The sequence below is a fragment of the uncultured Faecalibaculum sp. genome, from assembly GCF_910588395.1.
Taxonomy (GTDB): domain Bacteria; phylum Bacillota_I; class Bacilli_A; order Erysipelotrichales; family Erysipelotrichaceae; genus Faecalibaculum.
The window spans coordinates 1-11,670 of record NZ_CAJUPA010000052.1; the positions used below are offsets into that span (position 1 = coordinate 1).

Below are 11,670 nucleotides of genomic sequence, written 5' to 3' on the forward strand. Positions count from 1 at the left end.
TACGGTGGTGTGAGAGGGAGGGGCAGCACTAACCTGTTCCTCTCTACTCGATTTCGGAGTACATACAGAAAGCCCAGTCATCCGATCCCGGCGTAAGCATCAAATCAAGCCCATCTGGTTAAGGAGCCTCCCATCGTTCACAATCTGCAGGAATGACAGGAGGCTTTTTGTAATGATCACGATACAAACGTAAGCGTCAAATCAAGGACATGTATCTGAAAAGAAAGACCTGGGATACGATATCCATTGCTGATACCGTTTCCCAGGTCTTTCTGTTTCTTTGTGTTGATATGCAGATTGGCAGGCGGTCTGGATATACCTGGAGTTCTGAGTTCTTTGGATTCAGGTACTATGCTTTGGCCTTTCCGCCAGTGTTTGTCTGATGTTTGCTGTGAATTGCATGCTCTGTCCAGGCCGAAGGCCGCATCGACGCAGACAAAATAAAAAACTGTCCCGTGACAGTTTTGCATATTGATTACAGCATACCGGAATACCGCGGATACTGAAATGTACATAATGGCAGGGGTAGCAGGAGTTGAACCCACACTAACGGTTTTGGAGACCGCTGTTCTACCATTAAACTATACCCCTAAGCACTCACTTATAATAACAGAATGGCTGACTGCATGCAATAAAAAAAGCAGAATTACTTCTGCTCCTTTGCTTTGTTCTGCTCAGCCAGCAGCTCTTTGATTTCTCCCAGAAGGCGGACTTCATCAGAGATCTCCGGTTCAGGTTCAGGTGCGGGTTCTTCTTTCTTTCCGCCGAACTTCAGCTTGGCCATTGCCTTGACGAAGACAAACATGCAGACGGCGATAATCAGAAAATCGATGACATTCTGCAGGAATACGCCATAAAGAACTTCGGCATTTCCGACTTTGATCATTAATTCTTCAACATTGACACCACCGGATAATACTCCGATCAGGGGCATCAGAATGTTGTCTACCAGGGAAGTCACGATTTTGCCGAAGGCACCACCCATGATAACGCCGACGGCCATATCGATGATATTGCCTTTCATGATGAATTCCTTGAATTCCTGCATTGTTGATTTCAAAACAATCTCTCCTTACATTTGCTGTAACTAGATTATAAATGGTAGCGGCTGAAAGATGGTCTCAGAAGACCGCGGTCATGAATTTTGTTTCTGAAAGTTTTGATCCGGTCATGAAACATATCTGGAAAGAGAGCCGGGATTCCAAATCGTTTTCGGGGGTCATATGAAGGAGCTGGAAACAGAGTCAGACTGTGAGGATTGCCGGAGACCGGATACATCTGATGTGAGGGGATAAAAAAAGTGCCCTTCATGATGAAGAGCACTGATTGCCGGTTTCGTGGCTTCCGGCTATTTTTTCAGGTCTGCCAGAGTTTTATATAGATCGATGGTTTCCTGTGCGAGAACCTTGAACTGTTCGGCACCCATCATCTGATCTTCTGCGTGAATCAGAAGCAGACTGATGGGGTTGGGTTCTCCGGCGGCTTCTTTCTGAATCATTTGCGCATGCGGTTCATGTCCCTGATTCATGTATTCTTCGCCGGCTGCCATCTGACTGGCGGCTTCTTCGAAGTCACCCTGTTTTGCAGCGTCGATTGCAGCGATGAAAGCAGATTTTGCGCCGCCGCTGGCAGCGATGATCTGAAAGCAGATGAGTTCCATACCTTCCATAATACATACCCTCCTTGGCTATAAATGTATAATTGTGTACAGTTAAAGACTATACAATTACCGAAATCAGTATAATAGTCTCCCGGACGAAATTGCAAGCTGTTTCATGACTTTTTGACAGCCGTTATGCGCTGTTTTCCAGGGAGACAGTGTTATCGTCTGACGGAATAAACAGACAGTTTGAACCGGTCGTATCGATGTCTGGAAATGGAATACTCGAATGGTATGCCATTGTCCAGATATGCAATCTGTTCAACTTCCAGGACAGGTTCTTCGGGTCGCAGGCCAAGTTCTGCCTGATCCTGAGGATTGGAGATCTGCGCCCTGGTTGTTTTCTGTGCCGAGGCGATTTTTTTACCCAGAACGTCCTCAATGTAGGTATAGACGGAATGTTTCAGGATATCTTCCGTGATCCCGGGGATAGTCTCGGGGGACATATAGGTGTGTTCCAGAACATAGGGTTCGCCATCAATGTTCCTGACCCGCAGGATGTCGTAAAGGGGGTCGTTTTCCCGGATGCCCAGGTGATCTGCGATGTCTTTGGGTGCAAAAACCAGCTTGAAATGTAGAAGTTTTGTATCTGCATGGCCTCTGGCGGTTCTTGTGAATCCCTGAAGTTCTCTCTCCTGCAGTTCCACTTCACCATCATCCATGTTTTTGGAGAGGACAAAACTCCCCAGACCCTGTTTCCGGTAAATGAAACCTTCCTGCACGAGCATATCGTAGGCTTTTTTCACGGTCATGCGGGAGCAGTCAAACTGCTGGCAGATTGTCATTTCATCGGGAAGCTGACTGCCGGGGGCATATGTGCCATTCAGTATTTTTTCTTTGGTGTCATCGTAAATCGTTCTGTATTTTGTTTTCATTAAATGAACCTTCCAATTCTAAGTATACGAAGATTGTCTACCTTGTGCAACAGACGAAATATGCGCCTTGTTACTAATGACTATACAATATCAGGCGAGAATCTGTACACATCAGACAAATCCCGGTTTTATCTGTCTCTGTCCGGCATGAAACCCCTTACCCTGCAGATGGCGAATCATGAATCATACATATCACTTCATAAAAATAGACAATAACGAGAAAGAAAATAGACAAAAATACAGAAAAAGACTAGACAACTAGGATGTAAGCGGTATACCATGTGGCTGTAAGAAACAAAGGAGAGCAAGATGGAAACAAAATTAACCTTTCCCGACGGTTTCTGGTGGGGAGCTGCCAGCAGCGGTCCCCAGACAGAAGGGTGGTATGGAAAGCGGCATGAAAATGTCATGGACAAATGGTACCGCGTTGCAAGGAATGACTTCTTCAATGGCGTGGGACCGGATGTAGCCAGCGATTTCTGCCACAGGTACCCGGAGGATTTCAAGCTGTTCAGGGAAATCGGCATGAATTCCTTCCGGACTTCCATTCAGTGGACACGGCTGATCAAGGATCTGGAAACAGGGGAGCCCGATCCAGAAGGCGTGAAATTCTACCGGGACATGATCCAGGCTACGAAAGACAACGGCATTGAGCTGATCCTGAACCTGCATCATTTCGATCTGCCGGATGAACTGCTTGAGAAGTATGGCGGATGGGAAAGCAAGCACGTTGTGGATCTGTTTGAAAAATTCGCGAAGACAGCTTTCGAGCTGTTCGGTGACGATGTCAGATACTGGACAACGTTCAATGAGCCCATGGTCATTCCCGAAGCCGGCTACCTCTATGGATTCCACTATCCGAAGAAAACCGGAAAAGGCCGGGAAGCTGCACAGATTGTCTACAACATCAACCTGGCCAGCGCCAAAGCCATACAGGCTTTCCGGAAAAGCGGCAAAGCCGGGGAAATCGGCATCATTCTCAATCTGACACCGGCTTATCCCCGTTCTGATTCAAAGGAAGATACAGAAGCTGCGAAGCTGGTGGACGGATTCTTCAACCGTTCCTATCTGGATCCTGCCGTCAAGGGTGTGTTTCCGCAGGATGTCGTCGAGACGCTGAAAAAAGATGGTGTGCTGCCTGCGTACACCGATGAGGAACTTCAGCTGATCAGGGACAACACGGTGGATTTCCTGGGAGTGAACTACTATCACCCGAAACGTGTCAGAGCCGCTGAACAGTCGGACAGAGACCACTGGAAAGACTGGATGCCGGACTGGTACGGCGTGGAATGGGAATGGCCGGAAGCCAGAATCAATCCCTACCGAGGCTGGGAGATTTATCCGGAGGCCATGTACGACATTGCCAAAAACGTGCAGGACAATTACGGAAACATCAAATGGTTTGTATCCGAGAACGGCATGGGTGTTGAAGGGGAAGAAAAATACCGCAAGGAAGACGGATCCATCGAAGATGACTACCGGATTGATTTCTACAAGGAGCACCTGGCACAGCTGCACAGAGCCATGGAAGAAGGATCCAACTGCATTGGCTATCATCCCTGGACAGCCATGGACTGCTGGAGCTGGAACAACGCCTACAAGAACCGTTACGGCTTCATTGCGGTGGACCTGAACGACCAGAGCCGCACCATCAAGAAAAGCGGACGGTGGTTCCGGCAGGTAGCTGACGATAACGCAATCGTCATTGACGAAAACTGATCCTGCAGAAGGACCGGATTTAGAGAATTGCTGACATAGAAAAGCAAAACAAAAATTTGAGAGAGAGAAACATGGAAAACACAGAAAAGAACAGCTTCATTACCAAGTTTGCAGATTTTGCCGCCAAACTCGGCAACCAGATTCATCTGCGTACGCTCCGTGATGCGTTTGCGACCATCATGCCTCTGTATATCCTGGCCGGCCTGGCAGTCCTGCTGAACAACACGGTCTTCACCTGGATTTTCTCCGGGGAAACGCTGGAAACATTCCAGTACTGGGGCAATCTGCTGGTCAACGGAACACTGAACATCTCCGGTCTGCTGATTGCCGGCGTGATCGGTTACTGCCTGGCCATCAACCGTGAATTCGAAAACCCGATTTCCTGTGCTGTTGTCGCCATTGCCGGTCTGGTTGTCATGATGCCCATGACTGTGGAACTGACTTCGGTCAACGAAATCACCGATACGTTCTCCGGTGTGCTTCCTTTCTCCAATCTGGGAACAGGCAGCATGTTCGCCGGCATCATCGTCGGTCTGCTGATTACGGAATTCTTCATCTGGATTTCCCGCGTGAAAGCCCTGCAGATCAATCTGGGTGCCAATGTTCCTCCTGCTGTCGGCAAGTCCTTCAACGTCCTGATTCCGGTCATTATCGTTCTGAGCGTATTTGCCGTGGTTTCCACACTGCTGGGCAAGCTGGCAGGAACCGACCTGATCACGCTGATCACCACTTTCATCCAGGAGCCTCTCCGTCATATCGGAACGAGCCTCTGGGGAACAGTCATTCTGTATACACTGGGCAACCTGCTCTGGCTGTTCGGTATCCATCAGTCTGTTATCTACTCTTCCATTCTCGAACCGCTGCTGATCATCAACATCAACGAGAACATTGCCGCGTTTGCAGCAGGTGAAGCAATTCCCAACATCATCAACGTATCTCAGGTTACATCCTTCGGTCTGCTGGGTGGATCCGGATCCACAATCTGTCTGCTGATTGCCACATTCATCGTCGGCAGAAATGCTGCCACCCGCAATGTTGCCAAACTGTCCATTGCACCTGGTCTGTTCAACATCAACGAACCTGTGCTGTTTGGCTATCCCATCGTGTACAACATCTCCATGGCGATTCCGTTCCTGCTGGTACCGGTTATGGGTATCATCATCTCCTACTTCGCAACAGTCACAGGTATCATGAGACCCTGCGTTGCACTGGTTCCCTGGACAACACCTGTTCTGATTTCCGGTTTCCTGGCTACTGCCGGTGACTTCATGGCTGTTGTGGTTCAGGCTGTGGTTCTGATTCTCGGTGTTCTGATTTACATGCCTTTCGTCAAGATCAACGACCGCGTCATGGCCCGTCAGGCTGAGCTTGCGGAAGAAGATGACGATGATGATGTATTCGACATCGACTGAGTGCTTCTTCAGGATCTGACACAAGCCCTGTATCCGGATTTCACCGGTCACAGCGGTCAATACGTATTACAATAAAAGAAAGAACCGGTAGACAGACTGCCGGAAAAAGAGGTAAACGAAATGAAAAACATTCTTCTGGTCTGCAACGCAGGCATGTCCACATCCATTCTGGTCCGCAACATGCAGAATGCCGCAAAGGAACTGGGGGTAGACTGCCATGTGGAGGCAAAATCCCTGATGCTGCCAAGAAAGACCTGAGCGGTGTGGATGTCATTCTCCTTGGCCCGCAGGTTGGCTTTGAGCTGAAGAACGTCAAGGAAATGGCACCGTCTGTTCCTTCTGCTGTCATTGACATGAAGGACTACGGTTCCATGGATGGCAAAAAGGTTCTCCGTACAGCCTACAAGCTGATGAAAGCTGCCAAAGCCGGCGCCTGATCAGACAGACTTTGCAGTTCGCCGCTGTCTGGCACCAGGCAATCCTTCACTGCCCCCGGACAGATCATGAACCGGAAAACCCTCCGGCTGTATTCTCTGATACAGTACCGGAGGTTTTTTTCGTGAAAGCCTCATGGAGCCTGTGATGTATCCCCGCATCTGCCTGGGTCGAGGCAGAGCTGTGACTGTGATATCGGGAATTGCCTGCTGGCTGCCCGGCCGTGGCTGTCAGGGTGGTATGCGGCAGGAAAGAGCCTCTGTGACAGCAGACAACGGGCTGATACAGCGGCTCTTTTTCCGTATTGCATTCCATAGTATAATGATTTGACCAATCAGGGCAGGAGGGATTTCAATGGACATGCTTATACAGGATCAGATCGTGGAACTTCTGGAAGACGAGTGTCTCTCTGATGCTGCCGCCCTTCTGGAGAAATACCTTCGGCTGGAGGGAAAAGACGAATTCTATTACCTGGCTTCTTCGGATGTGAGGCTCGGGTATGAAGATTATGAAGGAGTCATCACGCTGCTGGAAGAAGCCATGGATACCGGAATTTCCGGTCCGCTGATCTGGGAACGGATGGCAGATGCGAAAATCGGAGCGGATGAGTATGAATCTGCCCGGTCCTATCTGGAAATGGTCCGGGATTCCGGTGAGATGGATCCCGGTGATGAACCGAGGATCCTGTTCGACCTGGGGCGCTGTGCAATCGCTGCAGAAGATTACCGCCAGGCTGTACAGCATTTTGAGGACCTGCTGCTGGAAGAAGACAATCCGGAAACCCGTTTCCTTCTGGGAATGTCCTATGGAGAGCTGGAACAGTACGACCGCATGGATGATGCTTTCCTGGGGCTTCTGACAGATCCTGAATACAAAGAACGGATCATGGAGTATATGGTTTATCAGGACAATCCGGACGTGCTGGTGGATTACATGTTCCGGACACAGCTTCCGGAGTTTGATCAGCGGATGACGTTTTCACAGTTCTGGCTGTATCATGACAGTCCGCTGGAAGCGGCTGAAGAGCTGGAAGAAGCATTTGCTCTGCGTCGGGAACCGGAGATTCTGACCAGTGCCGTCATTCTGTATGCACAGTGCGGAAAAACAGCCAAAGCCCGCAGACTCTTCCGGCAGCTGATGGCCCTGGATGTTCCATCTCAGGATCCGGAGCTGTATGCCGGGCTCAGCCTGGAAGCACTGGAGGTTCTTGAATATGGAGAAAAGACCTGCCGGGGCTTTGTGCGAACCATTCTTGCCCGGACCGGACACAGTCCGGAAGCGGTTCTCTGCTGTGCGCAGTTCTGTCTGAATCACGTGTTTTCGGATATGGCGTATGAACTTCTTCAGAACCAGCCGGAGGATCTGGAGTCTGCATTGAGCGCACAGTGGTCCGAGCTGAAAACCAGAGCCTGTCTGCAGGCGGAGTTTTATCAGGAAGCATATCATTGCCTGAAGGCCAATCCGGCTCCGCAGGATCGGCTTTATCGGAAGAATCTGGCAATCGCCAGTTATTGTACCGGCCGTTCCCGGGAAGCACTCACGGAGAGCCTGGCGATTCTGCCTGACGGCATTGGTGCCATCATTGCCTTCCTTGTATATGATGAGCGGGGAGAGCAGGAGAAAGCGGCAGACGTGATCCGGCAGATGCGTAGAGCCCTGGCAAAAGAAGAACCCATTGAGGACCTGTCGAACTTCATTGGCTTTCTGGAAGAGATTGCCGGGAAAACCGCTGCATGAAAGCATGGAAAAGCCGGCTGGAATGGGCCGGCTTTTTTGCGGTTCTGCTGCTGATCTGGCAAATTTCGGCGACAATCGTGGCCAATGACATCATTCTGCCGCAGCCTTTCCAGGTATTTGCCGCCATGCTGATGCAGGGAACAGATCCGGCTTTCTGGCCGGCGGTCTTCCGGACGCTGGGGCGAGTGGTGGCTGCTGTGATCCTCGCACTGGCATCCGGACTGTTTCTGGCGCTGATGGCGCATCTGTGCCGTCATCTGGAGTTTTTTCTCACCCGGCTGCTGCTTGTCCTGCGTTCGGTGCCCAACATTGCATTCATCATTCTGGTGCTCTTCTGGATGAACCGGGAAACGGCTGTCCTGGTGGTGCTCTGGCTGCTGCTGGTGCCGGTGGTGTATTCCTCGCTGCTGGAGCGGATGGCGGAGATTCATGAAGAGCACAAAGACCTGTTTCATGTTTTCCCCCAGCCCTGGTATATCCGCATGAAAGCTGTCTTTCTTCCAGAGATGCAGGGAACCTGGTCAGCTGTGATTGTCACTTCCAGTTCTCTGGCTTGCAAGGCAGGCGTCATGGCTGAAATACTGTGTCAGGTACCGGCGGGAATCGGCCGGTCGATGCAGTCAGCCAGGTTTGCGCTGGATACTGCAGGTGTCATGGGCTGGACGATCTGGCTGCTGCTGTCGGCTTTTGCCCTGGATGCCTTCTGGAAACAAGTGCCCCGGTGGCTGGAAAGGACTCTGAAATGAAAATCAGCATACTGGTCCCTGTATACAATGTGGAGAAATGGCTGGACAGATGTCTGGACTCTCTCCAGTCCCAGACCTGGGAGGACTGGGAAGCGGTGCTGGTCAATGATGGCAGCACTGATCATTCCCTGAACATAGCCCGGAAAAGAGCTGCGCAGGACCCCAGAATCCGGGTGTTTTCCTATCCCAATGCGGGCATCTCCGTGACCCGGAACCGGCTGCTTTCCCATGCACAGGGAGATGCCTTTGTCTTTGTGGACAGCGATGACTGGATTGACCCGCCGATGCTGGAACACCTGGCCCGGATCATGAACAGGGAAAACTGCGATATAGTTCAGTGTGGCTACCGGATGGATTTCGGACCGGTGCCCTTTCTGCGGGAAGTAGCCGGCCGGGGTGTGCATACCCGGGAGGAAGCCCTGCAGATGCTGGTGAACAATCAGGGAATCAACAACTATCCCTGGGGTAAGCTGTACCGGCGTCATACCTTTGACCATGTGCGGTTTCCGGAGAATGTGAAGGGGTTTGAAGACACCCGGACCATTTTCCGCACCTTTCTGAATGCCTCCAGGATCGCAACCATCCCCAACCGGTATGTGCATTATGTTCAGCATCCGGGTTCTCTAACCAACTGCATGTCCCTGGAAACCGTCAATGATATGCGCCGGGCTTATGAGTACCAGGAACAGTACTTGAAAAAAGTGCTTCCGCAGCAGCATTTTGATTTCAACCGGAACTACTACAACACGGACATGGTCATCATTTACACCCTGATCCTGTTCAGCCGGAAGAAAGACAATCCCCGCTTTGATCCCGCAGAGATCGACTGGCGGCGGCTTGCAGGGCATCAGATTCTGCATCCGGCTTATCTGGTCTGGCTGAAGATTGCCTGCATGAAATTCGGCTGGAATCTGAGAAAAGTCATGGAGGAAACAGAATGGCCCCAAACCCGGAACTGAATCCGGTCGCAGAGCTGCCCGGGGGCGGGATCCGGAAAGCCTGTATTTCTGATCTGGATGTCATTGTCCAACTCTATGATAAAGCCAGAGCAGAGATGCGCAGACAGGGGAATCTGACCCAGTGGCCCGGGACCTATCCCGGCAGGGACAATGCCCTGGCAGATCTGGAAGCCGGCACGCTGTATGTCAATGATTCCGTGACTGCTGTCATGACGCTGGCAGCAGGACCCGATCCCACCTATGCCAGGATCCGGCAGGGCAGCTGGCTCGATGAAGACAGCTATTCTGTCATCCACCGCATTGTCAGTACACAGCCTGGACAGGGGCGTGCCCTGCTGCAGTATGCCATGGACACAGCGGGCCATATTCGTATCGACACCCATCGAAAGAACCGCAGCATGCTCCGGCTTCTGGAAAAACTCGGGTTCAGACACTGCGGTGTCATCACCTGTCAGGATGGTACGGACAGGGAGGCGTTTGAGTGGAGCAGCAAGCCGGGAAGACCCGGAGATGATGAAGCGGATTGAGGCTGCAGTGGCCCTGCCGCATTGAATCCCCGCAGGGATTTGGCTACAATTTCAGCATATGGAGTGAAAATAATGGCATTTGAATCATTGAGTGAACGTCTGTCACAGGCGATGAAGAACATCACCGGACAGGGAAAACTGACAGAAAAGAATATGAACGACATGCTGAAGGAAGTCCGGATGAGTCTTCTGGAAGCGGATGTCAACTACGGAGTCGTCAAGGATTTTGTCGCCAGTGTGAAAGAGAAGGCGCTGGGGCAGGAAGTGATGGAATCGCTGAATCCTTCGCAGATGGTCGTGAAAATTGTCCGGGATGAACTGCAGGAACTGCTGGGCAGCAGTGATACGGAACTGACCATGAATCCTTCCGGCATCACCACAGTGATGATGACCGGTCTGCAGGGTACCGGCAAAACCACGGCTTCCGGAAAGATTGCACGCTACGCCAGACAGAAGCTGAAGAAAAATGTTCTTCTGGTCGCGGCGGATGTGGTACGTCCGGCTGCCATTGAACAGCTGCAGACTCTGGGTGCCCAGGTGGGTGTGGATGTATTCAGCCTGGGACCGGATGTTTCAGCCGTGGAAACCGCCAGGCAGGCCCTGGTGTATGCAAAGGAACACGGACATGATCTGGTGATCCTGGATACAGCCGGCCGTCTGCATGTGGATCAGGCCCTGATGGACGAACTTCTGGAAATGAAGGGACTTGTGCAGCCTGACAACATTCTGCTCACCGTGGATGCCATGACCGGTCAGGATATTGTCAATGTGGCCAGAGCCTTCGATGAGCAGCTGGATGTCACAGGTCTGGTGGTGACGAAGATGGATGGCGATGCCAGGGGTGGCGGACTGCTGTCTGTAAGAAGCATCACCAGTGTACCGGTGGTATTTGTATCCGGCGGCGAGAAGATGGAGGATCTGGAGCAGTTCCATCCCGACCGGATGGCAGACAGGATTCTGGGCATGGGAGACGTTGTCTCGCTGATTGAACAGGCGCAGGACCGTCTGGACATGGAAGTGGGAAAGAAATCCGCAGACCGGATGATGAATGGCATCTTCACCTTCAACGACATGCTGGCACAGTTCGGGCAGCTGGAGAAAATGGGCAGCATGCAGGGGATCCTGAAGATGATCCCCGGTCTGAACAAAATGGCTGCACAGGTCAATGACGAAGCCATGAACTCCGTCATGAAGCGCAACCGGGCCATCATTCAGTCCATGACACCCTTCGAACGGGAGCATCCTGCCTGCCTGAAAGCCAGCCGGAAGCAGCGGATCGCCAAAGGGTCCGGCGTCAAGGTGCAGGATGTGAACAAGCTGATTCAGCAGCTGAATCAGATGCAGCAGATGACAAAAATGATGTCCGGCGGCATGAATATGAATTCCATGATGAATGCCATGGGCAGAGGCCAGGGTGTGTCAAAACATGCCGGCAGCAAAAAACAGAAAGTGTCCAAAAAGAAGAAAAAGAAAAAGTAAGCTGCCCGGACCCGGACATGGTGTCAAGGAAAAAAGCTTGACAGTCGTCCGGATTCAGTGGTAGACTCCCGTCTTTTACAGTTTGAAGCGTGAAATCGGCGAGAAGCCCTTTACCTAAAGG

General features: G+C 51.4%; 10 protein-coding genes, 1 tRNA gene and 1 pseudogene. 8 read left to right on the top strand and 4 right to left on the bottom strand.

Going from position 1 to position 11,670, the window contains the following annotated elements; translation table 11 throughout:
- Positions 1-517: 517 nt before the first annotated feature.
- The 4 genes from QZ305_RS10790 to QZ305_RS10805 form a co-directional block, all read right to left on the bottom strand.
- Positions 518-591, bottom strand: a tRNA-Trp gene (locus tag QZ305_RS10790).
- Between the two features lie 55 nt (positions 592-646).
- On the bottom strand, positions 647-1,060 hold the full coding sequence (mscL, locus tag QZ305_RS10795; protein WP_366097081.1) for a large-conductance mechanosensitive channel protein MscL: 414 nt from the start codon (positions 1,058-1,060) through the stop codon (positions 647-649).
- Positions 1,061-1,348: 288 nt separating this feature from the next.
- Positions 1,349-1,669, bottom strand: a complete 321-nt coding sequence (locus QZ305_RS10800; protein WP_294731939.1) for a PTS lactose/cellobiose transporter subunit IIA — start codon at positions 1,667-1,669, stop codon at positions 1,349-1,351.
- A 152-nt stretch (positions 1,670-1,821) separates the two neighbouring features.
- The gene (locus tag QZ305_RS10805) at positions 1,822-2,535 is read right to left on the bottom strand and encodes a GntR family transcriptional regulator (RefSeq protein ID WP_294731940.1); all 714 of its coding nucleotides are present in this window, start codon (positions 2,533-2,535) and stop codon (positions 1,822-1,824) included.
- A gap of 309 nt (positions 2,536-2,844) precedes the next feature.
- Here QZ305_RS10805 and QZ305_RS10810 point away from each other — a divergent pair, with 309 nt between their 5' ends.
- The 8 genes and pseudogenes from QZ305_RS10810 to ffh all read left to right on the top strand — a co-directional run bounded on the left by QZ305_RS10810 (position 2,845) and on the right by ffh (position 11,549).
- Positions 2,845-4,254, top strand: coding sequence for a glycoside hydrolase family 1 protein (locus tag QZ305_RS10810; RefSeq protein ID WP_294731941.1), 1,410 nt, complete (start codon positions 2,845-2,847; stop codon positions 4,252-4,254).
- A 71-nt stretch (positions 4,255-4,325) separates the two neighbouring features.
- Complete coding sequence (locus tag QZ305_RS10815) at positions 4,326-5,666, top strand: PTS sugar transporter subunit IIC (protein WP_294731942.1); 1,341 nt, start codon at positions 4,326-4,328, stop codon at positions 5,664-5,666.
- Between the two features lie 120 nt (positions 5,667-5,786).
- Positions 5,787-6,103, top strand: a pseudogene (locus QZ305_RS10820) (PTS sugar transporter subunit IIB).
- 352 nt (positions 6,104-6,455) lie between these two features.
- Positions 6,456-7,838, top strand: a complete 1,383-nt coding sequence (locus tag QZ305_RS10825; protein ID WP_294731943.1) for a hypothetical protein — start codon at positions 6,456-6,458, stop codon at positions 7,836-7,838.
- Positions 7,835-8,584 (top strand): ABC transporter permease, encoded by a 750-nt coding sequence (locus QZ305_RS10830; protein ID WP_294731944.1) that lies wholly within the window; start codon positions 7,835-7,837, stop codon positions 8,582-8,584. The genes QZ305_RS10825 and QZ305_RS10830 overlap by 4 nt, the downstream gene beginning before the upstream one ends.
- Positions 8,581-9,543, top strand: coding sequence for a glycosyltransferase (locus QZ305_RS10835; RefSeq protein ID WP_294731945.1), 963 nt, complete (start codon positions 8,581-8,583; stop codon positions 9,541-9,543). The genes QZ305_RS10830 and QZ305_RS10835 overlap by 4 nt, the downstream gene beginning before the upstream one ends.
- Positions 9,522-10,070, top strand: coding sequence for a GNAT family N-acetyltransferase (locus QZ305_RS10840; RefSeq protein ID WP_294731946.1), 549 nt, complete (start codon positions 9,522-9,524; stop codon positions 10,068-10,070). The genes QZ305_RS10835 and QZ305_RS10840 overlap by 22 nt, the downstream gene beginning before the upstream one ends.
- Before the next feature lie 72 nt (positions 10,071-10,142).
- Complete coding sequence (gene ffh / locus QZ305_RS10845) at positions 10,143-11,549, top strand: signal recognition particle protein (protein ID WP_294731948.1); 1,407 nt, start codon at positions 10,143-10,145, stop codon at positions 11,547-11,549.
- Positions 11,550-11,670: the final 121 nt, after the last annotated feature.